The organism is Actinomyces gerencseriae DSM 6844 (genome assembly GCF_000429265.1).
GTDB classification, from domain to species: Bacteria; Actinomycetota; Actinomycetes; order Actinomycetales; family Actinomycetaceae; genus Actinomyces; species Actinomyces gerencseriae.
The window spans coordinates 292,570-315,202 of the sequence record NZ_KE386872.1 but is presented as its reverse complement, the minus strand read 5'-3'; the positions used below and the strand labels follow the sequence as shown (position 1 = coordinate 315,202).

Genomic DNA, 22,633 nt, shown 5'->3' with positions numbered 1-22,633 from the left:
CCCCAGCACTCACCCCTCATCCTTCCCGCTCTTCTTCTCATCGTCGAGGACCACCGTGAAACTACCCAACATCCCGTCTCATGACGACCTGACGGCCCGAGCTCGCAGCCTCACCGGCCAAGCGGCCCCGAGCGCCGCCGAGGCGGCCGGCTCCACGTCTCGGACCTCGGCGGAGACGGGCCGCCAGGGATTCCCCGACGCCGTCGAGGCCGGACCCGGAGGCGCGCGGGGCTCCCGCCCCCGCTTCACCGGCACGCCGCCGATTCCGCCCGCGACGCCGATGGGCGAGCCCTCCCGCCCCCGCTTCACCGGCACGCCCTTCGCCCGAGCCACCGCCACCGCCTTCGCCTCGCGCCCGCACGCACGCAGTCTTGGAAGCACGTTCCTGGGCTCCGACCTGTTCCGCACCGGTTTTCGTCTCGGCGGTCGTGAGAGCAAGCGGCTCAGGAACAACGGGTTCGCGCCCGAGACCATCGGCGCCTCCGGCATGCCCGAGCTCGATCTCAACGAGCTCATCCACATTCACGGACGCCGCCTGCCCTCCCTCATGCGAAGCGCCTCCTCCCGACTCATCAAGCGCGATACCCGGGGAATCGTGGACAGCGGCTCGGCCACAGGCTCGCTGCACCAGGTCACCGTCTCCGAGCGGGAGCGGGCCCAAGGGGCCATGGGATGGACCCGCCTGTGCGTGGACACCGATCAGAACGAGACGTTCCAGCTCATCACGGACCATCATCTCGATGTCGTCATCGCCCCGGTCGGTCGGGACCCCGGCGAGTACGCCGCCGACATGGCCCTCATCCTGCCGCGGGGGATACCGCCCGAGGCGTGGCGGGCGCTGACGACCGATCCGGCGCGCCCGACGGCGCGTCTGCACCTCCTGGGCCAGGACCGCATCGGAGTCGACACGGGCGACCGGGCCTACACGCTGTTCCGGAACGTGCCGCACCCGGTGCGCGGTTCCCTCCTCGTCATGGGCAACCGGGTGACACGGGCCGAGCTGTGGGTGACGGACCGCCGCAACGTCACCATGTGGGACTGGATTCCCGCCTAGCCCGGGCCGTGACGACGCACGGCGTCGTCGGGCCCGCCCCCCCCGCGAGCACGGGGGTCCGCTGGATTGTGCAGTTTCCCCGGCCACCACTCGTAGTGCCCTCCCCCGCGAGCACGGGAGCCTCATGCGCGGATGAGACCGGATAAGCCCGGACGAGAAACGCGGGGAAGGCCATCCTCGCACGATCTCACATCCGACTTTCGGGATTCCCAGGACACGTCCAGTGATCGGTGACACACTGACCCCATGCACCCACGCGCAGGACAACCAGCACAGCCCGACGACCTCGTCAACATCGATGAGGTCCTCTCCGCCTACTACGACCTCGTCCCCGACCCCGCCGTCCCGACCCAGAAGGTGGTCTTCGGGACCTCCGGCCACCGCGGCTCCTCCCTGGACACCGCCTTCAACGAGGCCCACATCGTGGCCATCACCGCCGCGATCGTGGAGTACCGGCGCTCCCAGGGCACCGACGGCACCCTCTACCTCGGCCGCGACACCCACGGCCTGTCCGAGCCCGCCTGGCGCACCGCGATCGAGGTGCTCACGGGCGCGGGCGTCACCACCGCCGTCGACGCCCGCGGGTCCTACACGCCCACCCCGGCCGTCTCGCACTCCATCCTGCGGGCCAACGGCGCGGGCACCGAGGCCGGCGTGCGCACCGCCGGCCCGGGCCTGGCCGACGGCATCGTCATCACCCCCTCGCACAACCCGCCGCGCGACGGCGGCTTCAAGTACAACCCGCCGCACGGCGGGCCCGCCGGCTCGGACGCCACCGGCTGGATCGCGAACCGCGCCAACGAGCTGCTGGCCGGCGGCTGGCGCGAGGTGCCGCGCGTTCCGATCAACGACGCCCTGGACGGCCCCCACGTCGTCAAGCACGACTACCTGGAGACCTACGTCGCCGATCTGGAGAACGTCATCGACATGGACGCCATCCGGGAGGCGGGCGTGCGCATAGGCGCGGACCCCCTGGGCGGCGCCTCCGTCGACTACTGGGGCGCCATCGGCGAGCGCTACGGGCTCGACCTCACCGTGGTCAACCCCGAGGTGGATCCGGCCTGGCACTTCATGACCCTGGACTGGGACGGCAAGATCCGCATGGACTGCTCCTCCCCCAACGCCATGGCCTCGCTGCGGGACAAGATGACGCCCGACGCCGCCGGCAAGACCCCCTACGACGTCGCCACCGGCAACGACGCCGACTCCGACCGCCACGGCATCGTCACCCCCGACGGCGGCCTGATGAACCCCAACCACTTCCTGGCCGTGGCCATCGAGTACCTCTTCACCCACCGCCCCGGCTGGCCCGAGGGCTGCGCGGTGGGCAAGACGCTGGTCTCCTCCAGCCTCATCGACCGGGTGGTGGCGGCCATGGGCCGCACGCTCGTGGAGGTGCCGGTGGGCTTCAAGCACTTCGTGCCCGGCCTCATCGACGGCTCCGTCGGCTTCGGGGGCGAGGAGAGCGCGGGAGCCTCCTTCCTGCGCAAGGACGGCACCGTGTGGACCACGGACAAGGACGGCCTCATCCTGGCCCTGCTCGCCAGCGAGATCATCGCCGTCACCGGCAAGACGCCCTCGCAGCTGCACGAGGAGCAGGTGAAACGCTTCGGCGCCAGCGCCTACGCCCGCATCGACGCGCCCGCCACCAAGGAGCAGAAGGCCAGGCTCGCGGACCTGGCGCCGGAGGACGTCACGGCCACCGAGCTCGCCGGCGAGCCGATCATCGGCCGTCTCGTGCGGGCGCCCGGCAACGACGCGCCCATCGGAGGCCTCAAGGTGACCACCGAGGACGCCTGGTTCGCAGCACGCCCGTCGGGCACGGAGGACGTCTACAAGATCTACGCCGAGTCCTTCAAGGGGGCCGAGAACCTGGCAGTGGTCCAGGAGGAGGCCAAGAGCGTGGTGGACTCGGCGCTGGGGCAGTGACGTCGGAACCTCGGGTACTCCGGGCCGGGCGGCTCGAGCACCCTGTTGGTCGATCTCGAACCAATCATTCGGCGGGTGCCCCGGGCCGGGCGGCTCGAGCCATCGGCTGCCGGGTCTCACTGATCCCCATCTCCGGAGCCCCGGGCCGGGCGCCCTGAGCCCCGGGGGCGGCGTAGCGCACCGCTCGCCGTCGTCTCCGCGGAGGGCTTTGGTCCGCGTCGCGCCGTTCCCCGGAGGGGTTCGTCTCGGCGCTCGGATGTTCGGATGAGTCCCGGAGATCCTGAGTGCTCGTTGCGCGCTGCTTGCGGGCGCACGGCACCGGCACCGGTACGGGTCCTGCTGCGTTCCACGGACTTCGCGGCCCCGCGGCCCCGAGCCGCTGGTCTGCGCACCGCGCGCTGTTGGCCCGCGCGCTGTTGGCCCGCGCGCTGTTGGCCCGCGCGCTGTTGGCCTGCGGAGCCCGGCGCCGAGGCTGCCCTCAATGCGGCCTTGCGCTGGTCTGTGCCGGTGGAGTTCGCCGCTGCACAGCCCATCACTGCATGCTCACCGTTGCGCTCCGCCGACCTGGGCACTGCACGCCACCGGCCTGTGGAGCCCGGAGCGCCGGGGAGCGTGCCCCGCTTCGTCCTCGTGCGCCATCGGCCCCGCGCGGTCGTACGTAAAGCCGCGTGGTCGTACCCCCCCCGCACGCGGTCGTACGCAACTCCGCGTGGTCGTACCTTAGAGCCCCTCTAAGGTACGACCACGCGCCCCCGGGTACGACCACGCGCCCCCGGGTACGACCACGCGCCCCCGGGTACGACCGCGCGCTCTGAGACACCGAACCACCGGCGCCCGCCCACCCCACCCACGCCCTCACACACGAATGGCGAGGAACCGGCCGACGACGGTGCGACGGCCGTGTCGAGCCCGGCCGACCCGGTTCCCAGAGTGAATCCCGCCGACCCGGGAACCGGAGCGAACGGGGCGTCATCACGCTCGCCGGGCGTCTTGCCGGCCTCCTAGGCTTGCGAGTGTGAGCCAGTCACCACCCGCCGGTCCCCGTGGCCGCAGCACCGAGCGCCCTGAGGAGAGGACGTCCGCCGCCGACCGGCCGCGCGAGGCCCCGGCCCCGCCGTCGTCCGCGCAGCCCGAACCGTCGGCACCGTCGCCACGTCCCGAACCGTCCCAGCCGCCCGCGCCGTCCAGACCCTCCTCGCAGAAGAAGCCCGGTCGTCGGCGCGGCAGGCGCGGCTGGGTGCCCAACTACCACGGGGCATGGGGGATGCTCGTCCTTCCGCCGATCGTCGGTATCGCCGTCGGAGGCTGGAGCCGGGTGGACGCCCTCGCCCTGCCGGCCTGGTGGTTCGCCTACTTCAGCTACTGGGTGCTGGCCCAGTGGATGCGCACCCGCACGGCCCGCAAGCGGGCAGCCCTCCGGGCTCCGCTGCTCACCTACTCGGCGGCCACGGCGGTCCTGGCGGTGCTCGCCCTGCTCCTCGCCCCCTATCTCGTGCGCTGGGGGCTCCTTCTGGTCCCGCTCGCCGTGGTCGCGATCCATCAGGCGTGGCGCGGCAGGGAGCGCTCCCTGCTCTCGGGGGCCGCCACGACGCTGGCGGCCTCCCTCATGGCCCCCGTCGTCTACGACCTGGGCACCGGGGGGCGCGGGGGTCCGCTGGGTCTGGGGCCGGACGCCGCGGCACTGGCGGGGGCGAGCCCGGACGGCTCGCTGACCGGGTGGCCGTGGATGTGGCTGGTCACCGGTTTCCTCGCGGCCTACTTCGTCGGCGCGGTCCCCTACGTCAAGACGATGGTGCGCCAACGCGGCGACCGGGGGATGATCGTCGGATCGGTCGGTCTCCACGCCGCGCTGATGGCGGCGGCGCTCGGCTGCGCGGCGGACGGGCTCCTGTCCTGGGCGCATGCGCTGGTGTGGGTCCTACTGGCGCTGCGGGCCACCGTGCTGCCGCTGATCCAGCTCAGGCGCATGAGGAGCGGGCAGCCGCTCATCAGCGTCAGGCTCGTCGGACGCCTCGAGATGATCGTCTCCCTGCTCGTGCTGCTCAGCCTGCTGCTGGGCTGAGCGGAACGAGCACCGCCAGGCCCGAGCGGCACGGGATCCATTCCCCATCGCCACCGGCACGGCCGCGCCGGACACTGACGGCGTGAACAACGGCGAGCCCCGCGACGAGGGCGATGAGAACGGTGACGGGCAGTCGGACGCCGGCTCCTCCCCGCGCTCGCGAACACAGGGGACCGCCGGCCCACGAGGACCGAGACCGCTCCGCAGCGCCCTGATGGGCGCCGGTCTCGCCGCGGCCATCGCGACCCTCGTCCTGCTGATCGGCACCCTCGTGACGTGGACGCGCTCGCCGCTGTCGATGACCATGGTCTCGCCACTCCTCCACGTGGTGGGAACGGGCGCCGTCGCGCTCGTGGGCGCCCGGGCGCTGCGCCCCTCCGTGCGACTCATGCGCATCGACGTCTGGGGCGCGACCGGAATCCTGGCCTTCCTCGCCCTCATCGGATGCGCCGTCGTCGGCACCGAGACCAGCGAGGTCATCAGGACGACCCGCACCGTCCCCGCGGTCACCGGCTGGTTGGTCACCGCATGGGCGTGCCTCTCCATCGCCGTCCTGACCCATATCGCCGCACGCGCGCCTCGTCGCGCCGAACGGTCTGCGGCGCGGCTCGAAGACGACTCCCCCGATCCCGAGGGGGACTCCGAGACCGCCAGCGCCCTGGACGACGCCTCCTCCCCGGACGCAGCGCCGGCCCCGACAGGACGCGCAGGGGCGGTAGGGCGGGTAGGGCCAGGGCCGCTGCCGCCCCGCGGCGAGCGGATGACACGCCTGCGCGCGGCCGCCGTCGGCGCGGCCGCCGTCACGGTCCTCGCCAGCGCCGCTCCGGCCGTCATCAACGAGCGCCTCGATCCGCTCATCCGGATCACGGTCGATGAGGCCTCCGAGGAGCCGCCCGAGTCGTTCCCGGCGGTCGAGGAGATCGCGACCGCCGCCTCCGCCCAGTCCCAGCCGGCCATCGCGGACCCCGACTGGACGACCTCCGTCGATTCGCACGAGCGGCACCTGCTCGCCGGAGCGCACGGAGCCGTCCTCGTCACCAGCGAAGGAGCCTACGGGCTCGACTCCGAGACGGGACGGGTCACGTGGTGCTTCGGGACCACCGGGCTCGGGCCGGAATCGAGCGCTGACGACGGCTATGACGACCATGCCAACCATGACGACCACGGCAACGGCGCCCTGCTCGGCGTCGACATCTACGCGGGCCGGTCCGCGTTCACCTCGCCCGACGGCGAGTGGCTCGCCTACGCATTCGACATCACCCCCGGTGGCTCCACCACCAGCACGAGCCCCTCCGAGGAGCTCAGCCGCGTCGTCGTCCTGAGCACCGGCACCGGCCGCGTCGCCCTCGACACGCAGATCGCCGGGGCGACACCGACCGTGCAGCTGACCGACTCCATGGCCGTCGTCGGCCAGCGGGTCTACGACCTCGCCGACGGCCACGAGCTCACGCCGCTGGACGCCGGTACGGCGGCGATCCCGGGACCCGGCGGGCACACCAATGTGCTCCTGCACGACAAGGGGGACGACGACACGGACCAGTCGGCCTCGTCGCTGTCGGTGAGCAGCCGGCCCGCGGAGTACTTCCGCATGTCGCAGCACGACAGGAAGCACCTGGGGGATGGCCGCAGGCTGGGCAGGATTCAGCGCGCCGAGGGGCGTCCCATGAACGTGGGCGGCTGGATCGTCAACCCCATCGACGTCGGAAGCGTCCAGGAGATCGACACCGGTGGAACCGTATTCCTGGACGACGCGTTCGTCGACAACGGCCGGGAGATCTCCTACGACGACGGCTGGGAGATCATCCGGGTCGAGGCCAGCTCCCAGGCGATCGTCGTCTGGGCCTTCGACAGGACCCTGGAAGGGGACCTCGAGACGACCGATCTCCACCCGCTGTCCATGTCCGTGCTCGACACGCGCACGGGGACGAAGATGCCCATCGACACGGCCGATCTCTATCGGCGTTCGGTGAGCGGAACGCGTCACTCGGCGCACGACATGGCCTTCCCGCTGAGCGTCGGCGTCGTGGACTCCGCCCTGTTCTCCACCCAGACGGAGGACTGCGGCAGGTACAATGGCAAGTTCGTCGTCGGGCTGAACGACGAGGACGGGAGGAGCCCCGACAGCCGCCTCCAGGAAGTCAGACTCGCGAACGGCACGATTCTGCCGTGGGCCGTTGTCACAATCCCATCGGTGATGAGAAAGGACGCCGACTCGGTGCTGTGCGCGGACGGAATGATCGTCTCCGTCGAGCCCCGGGACGGCGGCGTCAGCGCCGGCGCTCGCGCCGAGCTCACCGGTCGACGGGCGCCCCGCGGATGACGCGTCTCCCGGCGCCCCGGCCCCGACGGCACGCGGGACCCGACGTCGATCCGCCCCGATCCGCCCGGGTGCCGAGCCGGCACGCGCTCGCGAGGCTGATCTAGGCTGATTTCGTGAGTCAGCAACGCCCCTCGGGCCCCTCCGACCGCCACGTCGAGTACGTCTCCGGCGACCCGGCTCCGGACGACGGCGCCCCGACCGCGGGGGCGTCCCCGTCCGAGGCGGTCCCCTCCGCCGCGCCCTCGGCACCCTCCGATCGGGACGCCGTCTCCCCCGCCGGGGGACGGGAGCCGCGCTCCGGCATCCCCTACCAGCAGTCCCGGCCCGGCCCCGACGACGACATCCTGCTCGCCACCGGCAGGCCCCGCCGTCCCGCGAGGACCCGCGAGGGCGGGACCTTCATCCAGTCCGAGCGGCGCAGGCAGGAGAGGATCCGCCAGCAGCCGGGCCGGCGCGCCTGGGTGCCCAATCAGCACGGCGCCTGGTCGATGCTCGTCATGCCGGCGATCATCGGCTGGGTCGTGGGCGGCTTCAGCTGGGTCAACCTGCTCTTCATCCCGTCCTGGTGGGGCGCCTACCTCACCTACTGGGCTTGGTCGCAGTGGCTGCGCACGCGGTCCGCGCGCAAGCGGGCGCTACTGGTCGTGCCGTTGGCGGTGTACACCGGGTGGACCGGCGTGCTCATGCTGCTGACCCTGGTCGCCGCCCCGCACCTGCTGCAGTGGGCGGTGCCGATGCTGCCGCTGTTCGCCATCGCCCTGTGGGAGGTGTGGCGCGGGCGCGAGCGCTCGCTGCCCTCCGGGCTGGCGACGACGGCGGCGGCGAGCCTCATCGCCGCGGTGACGTACAGCCTGGCCGTCAGAGGGGCGGGCGGATTCCTCGGGACCGGCGGGAACAACACGGCGCTGCCCGGCGCGAGCCCCAACGGCGAGCTGGCGGGCTGGCCGTGGATGTGGTTGGTGACGGCGTCGACGGCGGCGTACTTCTGCGGGACGGTGCCGTACATCAAGTCGATGATCCGGGAGCGCTTCAACAACCGGCTCCTGGCCTGGACGGTGGCGGCGCACGCGGCCGTGGCGGCGGGGGCCGTGTGGCTGGCCGCCGGGGGATGGCTGCCGTGGCTGCACGCGGCGCTCTGGGTGGTGCTGGCGGTGCGGTCCCTGGTCATGCCGCGCTGGCAGTGGAGGCTGGTCGAGCAGCGGCACCGGCCGCTGCGACCCGGGACGATGGGGCTGGTCGAGGTGGTGCTCGAGCTGGTCTTCCTGGTGTCGATCACGACGGCGTAGCGCTCGGGCGATGGCCCCGAGTGGGAGCGCACGACCGGGGCGGGCCGCGCCGATCATCCGTCAGTGGACTCAGCGGTGTCCTGACGAACCCGGCGGTCGCCCAGATCCTGGCCGAGAGCGACCCTGACAGCCGACTCCAGGGCGATGTCCTCACATGGTCCGGCGCTCGGAAGGCCACCCGGACTCACGTTGATCGTCACATCCTGATCCGTCTCGACCACCTGAGCGTAGACGCCCTCGCAGTCGGCGGGTCCGCTGATGAACGTGACCTCGACGGTCGCGGGATCGAACCGGTTGCGCCACCGACGTCACCGGCACGACGACGGCAACCGCCCAGCAGCCCGGCGCCAAGAGTCATGACCGCAGTCGGATACTCGTTCATCGTCTCACGATGCCTCCGATGCTCCGGGCCCGACGTCGCAGCCGCGGATCGAGTCCCGATCATTGATCCACGCGTTGAAGATCCGCAGGGTTCGCACCGCCCAGATTCCCACCGAACCGGGGTCCGCGCCATTCGCATGAGCCGTCAGCCGCGCGGACCGTCCCACGCAGCGGCGGCCGCGAGCACCCGGTCGTTCTCCTCTCGCGTCCCCACCGAGACGCGCACGCCCTCCCCGGCGAAGGGCCGCACGAGCACCCCGGCCCCGGCGAAGTGCTCCGCCAGGCGCGCCGTCGCCTCCCCCACGCCGAGCCAGTAGAAGTTCCCCTGCGCATCGGGCACCGCCCACCCCTGCGCGCGCAGCGCCGCCAGCACGCGCTCCCGTTCCCGGGCCACGGCGGCCGCACGCTGCGCCGTGGTGGCCAGGGCCCCGGGCCGGCTGGCGGCGATGGCCGCGGCCTGCGCCACCAGCCCCACCCCGAAGGGCGTCGCCACGCTGCGGATCGCAGCGGCGATCGCGGGCGCCGCCACGAGGTAGCCGACTCGCATCCCGGCCAGGGCGTGCGCCTTGGAGAACGTCCGCGACACCACCAGGTTCGGGTAGCGGTCCACCAGGGTCAGCGCGTCACCGACGGCGTCGTCGGTGACGAAGTCGAGGTAGGCCTCGTCCACGAGCACGAGCGCCCGCTCGGGCACGCCGTCGAGCAGTGCGACCAGCTCGGCGCCGCTCAGCGCCGGCCCGGTCGGGTTGTTGGGCGTGCAGGCGATGACGGCGCGGGTACGCGGTGTGACGGCGGCGGCCATGGCGGCCACGTCGTGGCGGCCGTCGGCCGTCAGCGGCACCCTGGTCGCCCGCGCCCCGGCGATGGCGATGCAGATCGGATAGGCCTCGAAGGAGCGCCACGGCACGACGACGTCGTCCCCCTCGTCGCACACCGCGTCCAGCACGTGCTGGATGAGGGCGACCGACCCGTTGCCGACGACGACCCGCTCGGCGTCGACCCCGTGCCGCTCGGCGAGCACCGCCACGAGCGAGTCCGCCGCCATCTCGGGGTAGCGGTTGGCGCCCGACGCGGCCTCGGCGAGGGCCGACAGCACCCCCGGCTGCGGCGGGTAGGGGAGCTCGTTGCTGGAGAGCTTCGCGACCCGGCCGCCGCTCGGGCGCGCCCCGGGCACGTAGCCGGGCAGGGAGCGGACGGCGTCGCGGATGTGAACGGGGGTGGAGGCACTGCTCATGGCCGCATCCTCTCACCGGGGCGCGGGGCGGGTCGGAGCCGATCGACGGGCCGTCAGGAGGCCCGGTCCCCGGACGAGCGGGAGCGCCCCCGGCTGCCGCCCGTCCGCCGGGCGGCAGCGCGGGCGCGCCGGGGCGCGCCGGGGCGCGCCTCATCGCGTCCGTGATCAGCCGGCTCGCCGAGGCCGGCAGCCCGGGCGCGCCGGGGCGCGCCGCCCGTCGCTCCGGTCCGCCGGGCACCGAGCACAGCCGCGTCTCAGGAGCGCGTGGGACAATAACCTCATGGAGTTCCTCGTACGCACGATCGGCAACGCCGTCGGCCTCTGGCTGGCGACCACCTTCATCAGGGGAATGGACGTGCCGGGTACGCCGACGACGCTCATGACGATCGCCAACCTGCTCGTGGTCGGCCTCGTCCTGGCTCTCGTGAACTCACTGATCAAACCCGTGGCGCGGTTCCTCGCCTTCCCGCTGTACGTCCTGACCTTCGGCCTGTTCGCCCTCGTCGTCAACGGGGCGATGCTGCTGCTGACGAGCGCCATCACGGACAGGCTCGTCGGCGTCGGCGCGCAGGCGGGACTCACCCTGGGACTGCACGTGGACTCCTTCGGGTCGGCGATCCTCGGCTCGATCCTGGTCTCGATCGCCTCCGCCCTGGTGGTGGGCGTCGTCGGTTCGCGCGACGACTAGCGCGCGCCTCGACGGCGGCGCACGCGGCCCCTCGACGGCGTCGGCCCGGGAGACGCGCCCGCGCATCACGACGGCTCACCGGCCTGCGGCTCCGTCTGCGGCTCGCGCCCGAGAGCGAGCATGGTGAGGTCGGCCCGCGAGGACGCACCGGTCGTGCTACGGGTGACGTCGAACACGAAAGCGCTCGTCGTCGCCCCCTGCTCATCCGTACCGGTGAGCGCTCCCAGCCGCTCGGTCCACGCGTCGATCGTCGGATCCCCGCGCATGCCCTCGACGGCATCGGCGTAGACGCCGCCCCCGTGCGGGTAGCCAGGCGCGCCGGAGCCGGTGGTGTCCACGGTCACGACGGTGCGCGTGGGCGTGCGCGGGGTGGGCGCGCCGTCCAGGCCGGGAACGGCGTCGGCATTGTTCTCGATGTGCAGCGCGTTGACGTTGTCGGGCAGATCGGCCCCGGCCGTGGGCCCACCGGCCGTCAGCAGGGTCGTGACGTTGTACCTCTCGTTGACGGCGGGGTCCGCCGCGATGTTCGCAGCCACGATGGCCCCCTGCGAATGACCGTAGAGCCCCACCGGATCGTCCGGGCCGATCCCCGCCCGGCGCATGGCGGTGACCACGGCGCTCTCCATGTCGTTCGGCGCCCCGGCCACGGCCTGCAGATTGGTCAGGAGATCCTGCGGGTTGGTGCCGCCCAGGCCCCAGTCGGTGGTGCCCGGCACGACCACGACCCACGAGCTCGTGCCATCGGCGTGCATGGTGCGCACGATTCCGATGACGCCGCTGGAGGGGTCGTCGTCCTCCGCCTTGAGCGAGTCGCTGTAGCGGATGACGTCCGCGGCCGTGCCCAGCGGCCTGCTCAGCGCCGCCCCGTTCGCCGCCCCCTGCGCCTCGGCGCCGTCGGACCCGGTGAGAGCGGGCACGGCGGCGCCCCACGCCATCGGGTCCTCGGCGGCCGGCGGAATGGTGACGGAGGGACCACCGCGCACGGTGACGGTGGTACCGCTCGGATCGCCATAGCGCTTGGCGGCGACCCCCGCGGAGAGTATGGACATGTAGTAGGCGACGCGCTCCATCGGGGTCAGCGACGAGGCGGGGACCATCCGGCCCCCATCGGTCATGACCTCGGCGGGGAGCTTCCTGCTGATCTCCGGGTCGAGCCGCTCCGCGACGCCGGCCAGGTAGGTCTCGACGGCAGCCCCCTCGCGACCCGTCCTCGCGGCCCGGGCGTAGTCCACCAGGACCGCGATCGTCATCAGGTCCTTCCTCACCCACTCGGACAGGTCGGCGTCGGACATGACGACGGCGAGATCGTCCAGGACGTCGGCGAGGTCGCCGTCGGCGTGCGCGGTCAGACCGGGGTTCGTCACGGCCTTGCCGGCACCGAGCAGGAGGAGGAGCCCCGCGGGCGAGGTCGTCCCCATGAGGAGGCCCAGCGCGCCCCAGGAGGCCGCGCCGAGAGAGCCGAGTCCGGCGCCTCCGCCGGCCCGCGTCGCGGTGGAGGCGCCGGACTCGGCTCCGTCGTAGACGCGAACGCAGGCCGTGACATCGGCGGCGAGAGTGCGCAGGGAGTCGGCCGCGTCCTGGAGGGAGCCGACGCCCGTCGTCAGCGCCGTGGCGGCGTCGATCGCGCTGGTGCGCAGCGCCTCGAAGCCGGACGGCTCCCGCCACGGGTCCCGTGAGGCGCCGCAGGAGGGGAGCCCCGCGCCGCCGAAGCCCGAGTAGCACATGGGGTCGGACCAGGTGGCGCCGGTGCTGGCCGAGCCGTCTCCCCGGGAGAGCGCGCCCGACGACTCCTCGTCCGACTCGGGCGGGGCGATGGCGGCCCGCGCCTCGGCCTCGGCATCGAGGACGTGCGCGCGGGCGTCGTCAAGGTATCCGGCGGCATCGGTGAGCGTGGTGGCGAAGCCGGTCAGGGCGCCGGTATCGACCGCGTAGGTGCCGCCCGACACGACGGCGGTGACTCCGGCGGTCATCCCGGGCCAGGACAGGGTTGCCGACCCGTCGCCGTCGCCCGCCGTCGGAGGACTGACGCCGTGGGCCTTCGAGGGCGGACCGCTCGCGCAGCGCGGCATCGCGTCGCCCAGGGTCGTCTCGGGGAAGGGGTCCCTGGTGTTGTGGACGGACCTGTCGGCCGCGAGGAGGGCCTCCCCCGGCTCGCAGATGTCCCTCCCGTCCATCGCCTGCTGAGATGGGGCCCCGGCCTCCTGCTGGGAGGGCGGGGAGGCCGTCGCGACACTCATCCGACGACTCCGCACTGGTAGCCCGCGTCGTCGAGCGCCGTCATGGCGCTAGCGGCCGTCTCCAGGAGCGGATCGAGTCCGACGAGCAGGGTGCGAAGAGTGTCGAGCTGCGTCTGACAGGCGGTCGACGCGGGCCCCGTCCAGCTGGCGGGGACGGAGGCGGGGACGAGTGAGACGCCGGTGGTGGCGTCCTCCTTGGCTAAGGCGATGTTCAAAGAGGTCACGTCACGACGGTACGGCCGTCGGCCCACTCCCCGCTGAGCCCTTGTGAACGCCGCCTCGCAGGGGGTGCGCGCGCCGGCCTGTGGAGCCCGGAGCGCCCGGGAGCGTGCGCCGCTTCGTCGCCGTGCGCCACCGGGCACGCGCGGTCGTACGCGGTCTCACGCGGTCGTACGTAAAGCCGCGTGGTCGTACCCCCGGCGCGCGCGGTCGTACGCAACTCCGCGTGGTCGTACCCCCGGCGCACGCGGTCGTACCTAACTCCACGCGGTCGTACCCCCGGCGCACGCGGTCGTACCTAACTCCACGCGGTCGTACCTTAGAAGGGATCTAAGGTACGACCGCGCGCTCCCGGGTACGACCGCGCGCTCCCGGGTACGACCACGCACCCCCACGTACGACCGCGCGCGAAGAAGCGGATCGGGAAGACACTGGTGCGCAGACCGTCATCGGCCTCAGGCCCACAACTCGGGCACCAGTCGGGCCCGGTGAACGATCTCGGGCGGGAAGAGCGCAAGGATCTTGGCGCACAACCGGGCGGGATTGCGAAGGTCGTCCCAGGTGACGTGCTCACCGCGCCACCCCAAGCGCGCCAGCGCGTCCCGACGCTTCTTCTCCCGCCAGAGATCGGCGTCGGACTCGTACTTCAACCGACCATCGAACTCCAGATAGATCTTGAGCGCCGGCCAGGCCAGGTCCGGGAAGTAGACCACGACCTCGATGCCGTCCTCGACGCCGGGCTGCGGAACAGGTGCAGGCAGACCCAGAGCCGTGACGAAGCACCGCATGATCGACTCCCCGGGAGACTCGGCGAAGGGGGAGGCGATTGCGATGACCGCTCGTGCGCGCCTGGCGCCCGACCTGCCCGCCATGGCCTCCAGCTCATCCTGAAGCCGACGCCGAATGGTGGCCGCACGATGCTCCGAAGCGGTGCGCTGATCACGCGTGGGACGGACGAGAGCGCGCAGCGCCGAGTCCGCGATGCAGATGGATTCGCTCGGCGGCACGTCGAAGGCGCAGTCGAGAACCGTGCGTAGCACAGTGGTGACGGGAAGCCCGGAGACGGTGGTGATGTCGTCGTCGGGCATGCGAAGACTGCGTCGGCGAAGAAGCACGTCCGTCCTCCCTCCTCGCATCGACGGAACACGAGTTCCCGGGCGTCGGGGTTTCGAGGGGACGACGACGCTGACGTCCGGCTCCCATCCGCGGACTGATAGCCCATGAACCAGGGCGGCCGACTCATGACTGAGACAACGCGCCGAGGTGACTACCTGGCAGGCGGCGACGCAACGGGCCAGGCTGAGCGAGTGCGCCACTTCCCACGGGGGCGCACCGGAGGAGTGGAGATCGGCGTAGAGTCCACGCAGAAGCCTGACCGGATGAGCCATGAACGTCGGCGGGCCGGGTGAGGTGACGACGGGCGGGAGCCGGGGCGGCTCGGGATAGGTTTCCATGATGCGAGCGTGCCTCCGAGGAGGGCGGAGGCGTCACGACGGCGTTCCACCCTGTGGATATAGGTGTCACGACGTCGGCCTGTGGAGCCCGGCGCTGGTCTGTGCCGACGCGGCCCTGCGCCGGCCTGCGCCATCGCGGCCCTGCGCCGATCTGTACCGGTGGAGCCCGCCGCTGCGCAGCCCAGCACTGCATGCTCACCGCTGCGCGCCGCCAGCCCGTGCACCGCTGGCCTGCGGAGCCCGCAGCGCCTGGGAGCGCACACCGCTTCGACATCGTGCGCCATCGGCCCCGCGCGGTCGTACGCAATCTCACCCGGTCGTATGTAAAACCGCGCGGTCGTATCCCTACCGCACGCGGTCGTACGCAACTCCACGCGGTCGTACCTTAGAAGGGATTTAAGGTACGACCGCACGCTCCCGGGTACGACCGCGCGCCCCCACGTACGACCGCGCGCCCCCACGTACGACCGCACAAGCACGCCTCGGGCACGCACATCGCTCGACTCCATCGACTACTCGCGCCTCGAACGAGCGAACCACCCAGGCACGCGCGTCACCCGGGCGCTCGGTCGCGCGCTCTTCTTCGACGAGGCCCACCTACCGTTCTGCGTCACCCGGGCGCGCACGCCGCCCAAGCGCACACTCCCAGACCGCGGACCGCTCAGGCGGGTCGACGCACGCAGACCACGGCGTCGGAGCGCCGACCCGCCTCGCCGTCGGGCCCGACGACCTCCCGCCACCGCTCCCGCCCGGCCTCGACCCGCCATCCCTCCGTCGCCCCGGCCAGGCCCGCGAGGAGCTCGGCGGGGGTGTAGGTGCGCCCATGATGGCCGTGCCACGGCGGGTTGGTGCAGTGAACGGCGGTCAGCAGACGGCCTCCGGGGGACACGAGCCCGGCGCCCCGGGCCAGGAGGTCGATCAGGTCGAGCGACCCGGGCTCCGGGCCGCCATGAAGGTAGAAGGCGACGACGAGGTCGAACGGCCCCGCGGGCAGATCCTCGTGCGTCACATCGAGGACGATGCCGCGAACCCGCTGCTCCAGACCGCGCCCACGGGCCTCGGCCTCCATGCGCGCGATCGCGGTGGCGGACAGGTCGAGGCCGACGACGTCCCAGCCGCGCTCGGCGAGCCAGACGGCGTCGGCGCCCTCACCGCAGCCCAGATCGAGGGCGCGCCCCGGCTTCCAGGGGTCCGCGAACTCGGGCAGCCAGTCGTTGGGGTGCCCGGACCACAGCCGGTCGACGGCGGCATAACGCGCTTCCCACTGCTCCTGGCGCTCACTCATGCGGGCGAGACTAGCGTCTCCGGTCCGCGAGGCGCACCCGGGAGCCGGAGTCCGCCGCCGTCTCACCCGCGTGCCGCCCGGATCCTCGCGCGCCACCCGCGTCCGTGCGTCGAACCGAGCAGGTCGGCGCGAGGCCGACGGCGACGGCGGCCTCATCCAAAAGTCGATCTCGTGGCCCGGCAGTGACACGTGTTACTGTTAGCGACGTCACTCAACCCGGCATTCCTGAACCAGGGAGAGAGTTCACCATGACCCTGGCTGTTGTTTATGACGAGTTGCGTGCGGCGCGGAGAGCCATGGAGCAGTGCGTCGACGATTTGGCGCGGGTGTTCCCGGCGCACGGGAGCGCGGACGCATTCGGCGATGATGCGCTGGCCTCCGCGGCCTCGGCGTGGGCGCTGTCGTGCCGCGAGGAGGCGATGGCGGGCAGGAGCGCGGCGGATGGTGTTGTCGACGCCCTGCTGAGCACGGCCGATCGTCTGCGACGAAGCGATGAGGAGGCCGCGGACGCCGCGACGGCACTCGGGCATCGGACGCCCGGCGCCGGGGGCGCCGCCTCCGGGCTCGGCATAGGAGGAACGAGGAGCATGGGAGGCCTGCGCTGATGGTGACGACAGCAGCGGCGGGTGCTGATCTCATCGAAGCCGTTCCGGGAGATCCCGCACGAGTCCGGGAAGTCGCCACATCATGGCTGGAGACATCGCACACGGTCGGCGAGGCGCTGGAGAGCACCGCGACCGCGACACGGGCAACGCCCTCCTGGGAGGGCCTGTCAGCCCGGGCCTTCGCCGCGCATGCGACCGCCGTCGGCTCGGGCCTCGGTCAGGTGGCCGAGCGCATGCGGTTCGGTGCGGACGTGCTGAACGGCTATGCCGCATTCCTCCAGTTGGCGCAGGCGGAGGTGGAGGCGCTGCGGGCTCAGGCCCGGTGCCTGCATGCGGTCGGGGGCGCCGGGGCCCTGCCGGAGATGGCGACGCTAGTGCGCGCCCGCGCCGATGTGATGACGCGTCTTCACGCCGCCGCGCTCGACGCGGCGGCCCGGCTCCAGGGAGGATCCGAGGCGGACGCCGGGGGCTCGAACGGCATCGGAAACAAGAAGAAGGAGGCTAAGAAACCAATCTCAAGCGACCCGTTCGGCCCCCATGGGCTTCCGTGGATCAACGATCAGATCACCGGCAAGTACCCGGTTCCGTGGAGCACCACCAAGCAGGGCGAAATCGGCGACTGCTTCTTCCTCGCTGCTCTGTATTCGGTGACTCAGGACCCGGAGGAGGAGAAGCGCCTGCGCGAGAACGTCACCTGGAACGAGGACGAGAAGGCTTACGAGGTCAAGCTCTACGACTCCAACGGGGAGCAGCGCGTCGTCCTCGTGCACGACTACTACACCAATGGCGCGTATAGCCCAGGACCATTCAACCCCAGTTTGATCAACATCTACGAGAGAGCCTACTCCACGCTCTACGGCACCGACTACGTGGAAGGCGGCCAGCCGCAGGACGCCTTGCTCGCCCTCACCGGGAAGAGGCCCTCGAAAGTGGATAACTACGGCAAGGCTTTAGGATTCATCCCCTATCCAGGGGACACCTACGACGACGATGAATGGGAGAAGATGGAGGAGGCGGTCGACGAGGAGAGGCCCGTGGTCGCGTCATCGGGATCCTCGTCATCCAGGATGCTGCCGGGCGTCGCCGACGTCACTGGCGACGGGCACGTGGACCAGAGCGACGTGGATGCCGAGAATGGCGGCACCAGGGACTTCGAATTCCACAGCTGGCACGGCTACAGCGTGGTGGAGATGGACGAGGACACCGTGACACTGCGCAATCCGTGGGCGAACAGCAAGGAGGCGGGGGATGACGGCTTCGGTCATGACGCGAACGGTGACGGCCACATCATAGAGTCGGATGGCGAGAACCATGGGGACCGCGTCGAGGGGACGGGCGTCATTCGGATCAGTCGGGAGGACTACGAGAAGTTCTTCGAATCGACGGAGATCGGCGGTTGACGGGTGATGATGCGCTGGCGGATGACGACCAGCTGGCGGAGGCGAGCCGCAGCCAGGCTGGCCGCCCGGGCGGCCAGGGCCCGGCGAGCCCGGGCCGACCGGCCGCCCGCCCTGCGCATAGCGCTGCGCGCGCTGCGTCTGACCGCACGGGCGCTCCTGGTGATCGCCGTCATGACGACGACGATCGCAACGGTCGAGGTACTGGACCTGTGGTGGACCAGACCACCGACACGCACGACGACCGCGGTGAACCTGCACGACCCAGACATCTACAACTTCTGCGCCAACTATTGCTACACCGAGTGGCAATGGCGGACCGATACAGATCTCTTCCTCGCCGACGGCGGCAACCTGCGTGAGGAGCACCACTCCTGGGTCGCCACCTTCAGATGGAGCCGGAAGGCGACGGACACGGCCTACAACGACGTCGAACTGAAGTTGGGCGAGTCGGAGCACATCGGCGGCCTGGGAACACTCACCCTGGTAGAGGTCTGGCCCGAACCACTGTCAGAACGCCTCTACAGGGACTTCGCAGGCATCGGCATCCCCCCGGGCTGGCTGGGAAGATGCGGCCCCCTCTCGGGATTCCTGATCCGCCTGGAACCCGACCCCGGCATCACGATCTACGACTGCTCCAGCCCGCGAGACGGCGAAGACGAGGATGAAGAGTGCAGGCCCGTCCACGAACCCTGACCCCCAGCGGGCAGACGACGGACGGTCCCGGGAGGCGACGGATGATCCTGCGCGCAACGATCCTGGCGCTGGCGGTCCTGCTGATCGTGCTGAGCCTCGGCGATCTCCTCCTCGACTGGCCCTCACTGCCCTCGAAGGCGACCGTGCCACTGCTGATCCTCCTGGCGGGCCTGTCCCTCCTCAGTGAGAGACGACGCATTCGCCCACCTCGGCGAGGCGAGCGGAAGCAGAGCGAGCGAAGGACGTAAGGGCGCCGCCGTTGGCGCCGCACCGGCCCACTCCCCGCGGCGGCCGCCCCGACACGGCCGGCCCCGCCGGCCCGGCCACGGCCGCGCTGGACCGCCATATCCACCGTCGTCAACCGGCCCCGCCGGCCCGGCCACGGCCAGGGTCGCACAGCGCCGCTCGACCGGTTGCGGGCCGGCCCGCGGGGCGGGGCCCCGAGATGACGGGCGACGGCGCTACCCTCGCGCCATGACCGACCCCCACGCCGTCGACCCCGCCTGGGTCGCCTCCCGCAACGCCGCCGTCCTCGCCGACCCCGCCGCCCGCGTCGCCGGCAATGCCACGGCCACCACGAACGTCGAGAAGCTCACTCTGGACCGCGCCGTCGTCACCTCGATCGACACCTCGGTCTCCGACCTCATCCCCGACGCCGCCATCACCGACCAAAGGCATTCGGGCCGCTGCTGGGCCTTCGCGGGCCTCAACGTCCTGCGCGCCTCCCTCATCAAGGAGCTGAACGTGGAGTCGGTGGAGCTGAGCCAGAGCTTCGTCTACTTCCACGACAAGCTGGAGAAGGCCGCCGCCTTCCTGGACCGCGCCATCGCCGACGCCGAGCGGCCGCTGGACAACCGGGAGGTGACCGCGGCCCTGCGCGAGCCGATCGGCGACGGCGGCTGGTGGCCGGAGTTCGCCCGGATCGTCGCCAAGTACGGGATGGCGCCGCACGACGCCATGCCGGACACGGACTCGGCCACGAACTCCGCCGCCATGAACGACCACCTCGCCACGGTGCTGCGCCGGGCCGCCCTGCGCCTGCGCGCGGCCGTGGCCGACGGCGGGGACCCCGAGCCGATCCGCGCGGCGGCGATGGAGGACGTCCACCGGGTCCTCGTCATCCACCTGGGCACCCCGCCGTCCGAGTTCGTGTGGCAGTACCGGGACAAGGACAAGGCCTTCCACCGCGTCGGGACGATGACCCCGCGCGAGTTCGCCGAGCGCTACGCGACCGGTCTGGAGGAGTTCGTCGTGGTCGCCCACGACCCGCGCCCCGAGATCCCCCTCAACACCAGGTTCGGCATCGACCGCACCGACATCATGATCGGCGAGCCCACCCAGGAGCACGTCACCGCCGAGCTGTCCGTGCTCAAGGCGGCCGCGATCGCGGCCATCCGCGACGGCGAGCCGGTGTGGTTCGCCTGCGACGTGGCCAAGCAGCGCGACAAGGACGCCGGGATCTGGGACGCGGCCCTGCACGACTACGAGGGCCTGTACGGCGTCGAGCTGTCCATGACCAAGGCGGAGCGGCTGGTGGCGCGCGAGTCGGCGCTCACCCATGCCATGTGCCTGACGGGCGTGGACCTCCTCGACGGCGCGCCGCGGCGCTGGCGGGTGGAGAACTCCTGGGGCGACAAGGTCGGCGAGAAGGGCTTCCACACCATGAACGACTCGTGGTTCGACGAGTACGTCTTCCAGGTGGTCGTGCGCGCCAGTCGCCTGCCCGAGGAGGTGCGGGCGGCGCTGGAGGCCGACCCGGTCATCCTGCCCAGCTGGGACCCGATGCTCTGAGCCGGGGCGGAGCGTCGAGCCGGAGCGACGCCATCCTGCTCAGTGCGAGAGAGGCCTCCGCGAGCGTCGTCGCCCGCCGGCCTGGTGGCCCGCTCACAGCCGCGTCGCCCCGTGGGGACCCGTCACGCCGTGAGGACTCGGCGCCCCGAACCGGCTCGGCACCGGCGGCGAGAGGGCCCCGGCGACCAGTCGCACCGGATTGTCCAAATCTCCTACACGGACGCCATCAGGCATCATCCTCGGGCCGAACCGGCTCCTCCCGCACCCCATCCAGCCGCATCGCCCCCGTCGGCGAGCCGAGATCCGCGCCGTCCCCATGACGAGCCCCATAATGACCCCATGGTCGACCTCTCCGCCGTGTCCCCCGCCATCGCCCTGGGCCCCCTGGACGGCCGCTATCGCGCAATAGCCTCCCCACTGGTCAATCACCTGTCCGAGGCCGCCCTCAACCGGGCCCGCCTCAAGGTCGAGGTCGAGTGGCTCATCCACCTGACCGACCACGGCGTCCTGCCCGGTGCCCCTCGCCTGAGCGAGACGGAGAAGACCTACCTGCGCGGAATCGTCGAGGGCTTCGGGGCCGAGACGATCGCCGAGCTGGCCGACATCGAGGCCGTCACCCGCCATGACGTCAAGGCCGTCGAATACCTCCTCAAGCGGCGCCTGGCCGTGGCCGCGCAGTCCCCCGGCGTCGTCGGCGCCGACGGCGGCCCCACCGTGCTGCCCACGGTCGGCGAGATCGTCCACATCTTCTGCACCAGCGAGGACATCAACAACCTCTCCTACGCCCTGACCATCCGCGCCGCCGTCGAGCAGGTCTGGCTGCCGGCCGCTCGCGGCCTGGTCGAGGACCTGGCCGCCATGGCCCGCGAGTACGCCGACGCCGCCATGCTGGCGCGCACGCACGGCCAGCCGGCCACCCCCACCACCCTCGGCAAGGAGCTGGCGGTCCTGGCCCACCGCCTGCGCCGCCAGGTGCGCCGCGTCGAGTCCGCCGAGTACCTGGGCAAGATCAACGGCGCCACCGGCACCTTCGGCGCGCACGTCGTGGCCGTGCCCGGCGCCGACTGGCAGGCGGTGGGCCGCGGCCTCGTCGAGCACCTGGGCCTGACCTGGAACCCGCTGACCACGCAGATCGAGTCCCACGACTGGCAGGCCGAGCTCTACTCCGACGTCGCCCGCTTCAACCGCATCGCCCACAACCTGGCCACCGACGTGTGGACCTACATCTCGCTGGGATACTTCCGCCAGCGCCTCGCCGCGCAGGGCTCCACCGGCTCGTCGACCATGCCGCACAAGGTCAACCCGATCCGCTTCGAGAACGGCGAGGCCAACCTGGAGATCTCCTGCTCGCTGCTGGACACGCTGGCCGCCACGCTCGTCACCTCCCGCCTCCAGCGCGATCTCACCGACTCCACCACGCAGCGCAACGTGGGCGTGGCCCTGGGGCACTCGCTGCTGGCCGTCGACAACATCCGCCGCGGCCTGGCCGGGCTCGACGTCGACCGCGCCCGCCTGACCGAGGACCTGGAGGCCACCTGGGAGGTGCTCGGCGAGCCCGTCCAGCAGGCCATGCGGGCGGCCGCCGTCGCCGGGGCCACCGGCATGGCCGACCCCTACGAGCGCCTCAAGGAGCTCACCCGCGGCAAGAAGGTCACGCCCGAGAGCATGCGCGAGTTCATCTCCGGACTCGGCATGCCCGACGACGTCGAGGCGCGACTGCTCGCCCTGACGCCCGCCACCTACACGGGCCTGGCCGCCGAGCTCGTCGCCCACCTGGACGACTGAGGCCCGCGGGCCACGAGTCTCCGGCCGGGCATCGCCGGCCGGGCCAGGCGCACCGCCCGCACTGCACGGGGTTCGGGGGCTACTGGCCAGGGGTTGTCCGTACTGCACGAGACCCCGAACCCCGTGGAGTACACCCACCTCCCAGCCAGTACGACCCAAGCCTCGTGGAGCACGCCCGGGCTCAGCCTGACGGCAGCCCCTTCATGAACA

Annotated in this window: 17 protein-coding genes; 12 read left to right on the top strand and 5 right to left on the bottom strand. The window is 71.8% G+C overall.

What is annotated here, in order from left to right; translation table 11 throughout:
* Positions 1-55: 55 nt before the first annotated feature.
* The 5 genes from G448_RS0113025 (at position 56) to G448_RS16680 (ending at position 8,651) form a co-directional block, all read left to right on the top strand.
* Positions 56-1,054: a hypothetical protein gene (locus G448_RS0113025; RefSeq protein WP_026408333.1), complete on the top strand. Its 999-nt coding sequence runs from the start codon at positions 56-58 to the stop codon at positions 1,052-1,054.
* A 246-nt stretch (positions 1,055-1,300) separates the two neighbouring features.
* A complete protein-coding gene (gene pgm / locus G448_RS0113020) occupies positions 1,301-2,983 on the top strand; it encodes a phosphoglucomutase (alpha-D-glucose-1,6-bisphosphate-dependent) (protein ID WP_026408332.1) in 1,683 nt (560 codons plus the stop codon).
* A gap of 1,015 nt (positions 2,984-3,998) precedes the next feature.
* Positions 3,999-5,045, top strand: coding sequence for a YwiC-like family protein (locus G448_RS16690; RefSeq protein ID WP_084436763.1), 1,047 nt, complete (start codon positions 3,999-4,001; stop codon positions 5,043-5,045).
* Positions 5,046-5,127: 82 nt separating this feature from the next.
* The gene (locus G448_RS16685; protein WP_051269064.1) at positions 5,128-7,365 is read left to right on the top strand and encodes a hypothetical protein; all 2,238 of its coding nucleotides are present in this window, start codon (positions 5,128-5,130) and stop codon (positions 7,363-7,365) included.
* A 113-nt stretch (positions 7,366-7,478) separates the two neighbouring features.
* Positions 7,479-8,651 carry a YwiC-like family protein gene (locus G448_RS16680; RefSeq protein ID WP_026408331.1) on the top strand — a complete coding sequence of 391 codons (1,173 nt, stop codon included), beginning with the start codon at positions 7,479-7,481 and terminating at the stop codon, positions 8,649-8,651.
* Between the two features lie 526 nt (positions 8,652-9,177).
* Here G448_RS16680 and hisC read toward each other — a convergent pair.
* Positions 9,178-10,266: a histidinol-phosphate transaminase gene (hisC, locus tag G448_RS16670; RefSeq protein WP_051269062.1), complete on the bottom strand. Its 1,089-nt coding sequence runs from the start codon at positions 10,264-10,266 to the stop codon at positions 9,178-9,180.
* A gap of 280 nt (positions 10,267-10,546) precedes the next feature.
* Here hisC and G448_RS0112985 point away from each other — a divergent pair, with 280 nt between their 5' ends.
* On the top strand, positions 10,547-10,954 hold the full coding sequence (locus G448_RS0112985; protein WP_026408330.1) for a phage holin family protein: 408 nt from the start codon (positions 10,547-10,549) through the stop codon (positions 10,952-10,954).
* Positions 10,955-11,019: 65 nt separating this feature from the next.
* Here G448_RS0112985 and G448_RS16665 read toward each other — a convergent pair whose 3' ends face one another.
* The 4 genes from G448_RS16665 to G448_RS0112965 form a co-directional block, all read right to left on the bottom strand.
* Positions 11,020-13,191 carry a hypothetical protein gene (locus tag G448_RS16665; RefSeq protein ID WP_245572337.1) on the bottom strand — a complete coding sequence of 724 codons (2,172 nt, stop codon included), beginning with the start codon at positions 13,189-13,191 and terminating at the stop codon, positions 11,020-11,022.
* Positions 13,188-13,415, bottom strand: a complete 228-nt coding sequence (locus G448_RS0112975; protein WP_026408329.1) for a hypothetical protein — start codon at positions 13,413-13,415, stop codon at positions 13,188-13,190. Before G448_RS0112975 ends, G448_RS16665 begins: the two co-directional genes overlap by 4 nt.
* A gap of 450 nt (positions 13,416-13,865) precedes the next feature.
* The gene (locus tag G448_RS0112970; protein ID WP_245572336.1) at positions 13,866-14,498 is read right to left on the bottom strand and encodes a hypothetical protein; all 633 of its coding nucleotides are present in this window, start codon (positions 14,496-14,498) and stop codon (positions 13,866-13,868) included.
* Positions 14,499-15,525: 1,027 nt separating this feature from the next.
* The gene (locus G448_RS0112965) at positions 15,526-16,149 is read right to left on the bottom strand and encodes a class I SAM-dependent methyltransferase (RefSeq protein ID WP_026408327.1); all 624 of its coding nucleotides are present in this window, start codon (positions 16,147-16,149) and stop codon (positions 15,526-15,528) included.
* A gap of 248 nt (positions 16,150-16,397) precedes the next feature.
* Between G448_RS0112965 and G448_RS0112960 the strand changes: the two genes are divergently transcribed.
* The 6 genes from G448_RS0112960 (at position 16,398) to purB (ending at position 22,423) form a co-directional block, all read left to right on the top strand.
* Positions 16,398-16,754 (top strand): hypothetical protein, encoded by a 357-nt coding sequence (locus tag G448_RS0112960; RefSeq protein ID WP_156911049.1) that lies wholly within the window; start codon positions 16,398-16,400, stop codon positions 16,752-16,754.
* Complete coding sequence (locus G448_RS0112955; RefSeq protein ID WP_026408325.1) at positions 16,754-18,154, top strand: C2 family cysteine protease; 1,401 nt, start codon at positions 16,754-16,756, stop codon at positions 18,152-18,154. The genes G448_RS0112960 and G448_RS0112955 overlap by 1 nt, the downstream gene beginning before the upstream one ends.
* A 21-nt stretch (positions 18,155-18,175) precedes the next feature.
* The gene (locus G448_RS0112950; RefSeq protein WP_026408324.1) at positions 18,176-18,847 is read left to right on the top strand and encodes a hypothetical protein; all 672 of its coding nucleotides are present in this window, start codon (positions 18,176-18,178) and stop codon (positions 18,845-18,847) included.
* A 41-nt stretch (positions 18,848-18,888) separates the two neighbouring features.
* The gene (locus G448_RS0112945; protein ID WP_026408323.1) at positions 18,889-19,095 is read left to right on the top strand and encodes a hypothetical protein; all 207 of its coding nucleotides are present in this window, start codon (positions 18,889-18,891) and stop codon (positions 19,093-19,095) included.
* A 226-nt stretch (positions 19,096-19,321) separates the two neighbouring features.
* Entirely contained in the window at positions 19,322-20,638 is a 1,317-nt protein-coding gene (locus tag G448_RS0112940) for a C1 family peptidase (protein ID WP_026408322.1), read from the top strand.
* Positions 20,639-20,977: 339 nt separating this feature from the next.
* Entirely contained in the window at positions 20,978-22,423 is a 1,446-nt protein-coding gene (purB, locus tag G448_RS0112935; RefSeq protein WP_026408321.1) for an adenylosuccinate lyase, read from the top strand.
* The last annotated feature ends 210 nt before the right edge of the window (positions 22,424-22,633 follow it).

Bases quoted from the DNA above. Each gene is read 5' to 3' on its own strand.
- G448_RS0112970 (WP_245572336.1), bottom strand. From the start codon at position 14,498: ATGCCCGACGACGACATCACCACCGTCTCCGGGCTTCCCGTCACCACT.
- G448_RS0112950 (WP_026408324.1), top strand. From the start codon at position 18,176: ATGACGACCAGCTGGCGGAGGCGAGCCGCAGCCAGGCTGGCCGCCCGG.
- G448_RS16665 (WP_245572337.1), bottom strand. From the start codon at position 13,191: ATGAGTGTCGCGACGGCCTCCCCGCCCTCCCAGCAGGAGGCCGGGGCC.
- G448_RS0112940 (WP_026408322.1), top strand. From the start codon at position 19,322: ATGACCGACCCCCACGCCGTCGACCCCGCCTGGGTCGCCTCCCGCAAC.
- G448_RS0112955 (WP_026408325.1), top strand. From the start codon at position 16,754: ATGGTGACGACAGCAGCGGCGGGTGCTGATCTCATCGAAGCCGTTCCG.
- G448_RS0112960 (WP_156911049.1), top strand. From the start codon at position 16,398: ATGACCCTGGCTGTTGTTTATGACGAGTTGCGTGCGGCGCGGAGAGCC.
- hisC (WP_051269062.1), bottom strand. From the start codon at position 10,266: ATGAGCAGTGCCTCCACCCCCGTTCACATCCGCGACGCCGTCCGCTCC.
- pgm (WP_026408332.1), top strand. From the start codon at position 1,301: ATGCACCCACGCGCAGGACAACCAGCACAGCCCGACGACCTCGTCAAC.
- G448_RS0112965 (WP_026408327.1), bottom strand. From the start codon at position 16,149: ATGAGTGAGCGCCAGGAGCAGTGGGAAGCGCGTTATGCCGCCGTCGAC.
- purB (WP_026408321.1), top strand. From the start codon at position 20,978: ATGGTCGACCTCTCCGCCGTGTCCCCCGCCATCGCCCTGGGCCCCCTG.
- G448_RS0112985 (WP_026408330.1), top strand. From the start codon at position 10,547: ATGGAGTTCCTCGTACGCACGATCGGCAACGCCGTCGGCCTCTGGCTG.
- G448_RS0112945 (WP_026408323.1), top strand. From the start codon at position 18,889: ATGATCCTGCGCGCAACGATCCTGGCGCTGGCGGTCCTGCTGATCGTG.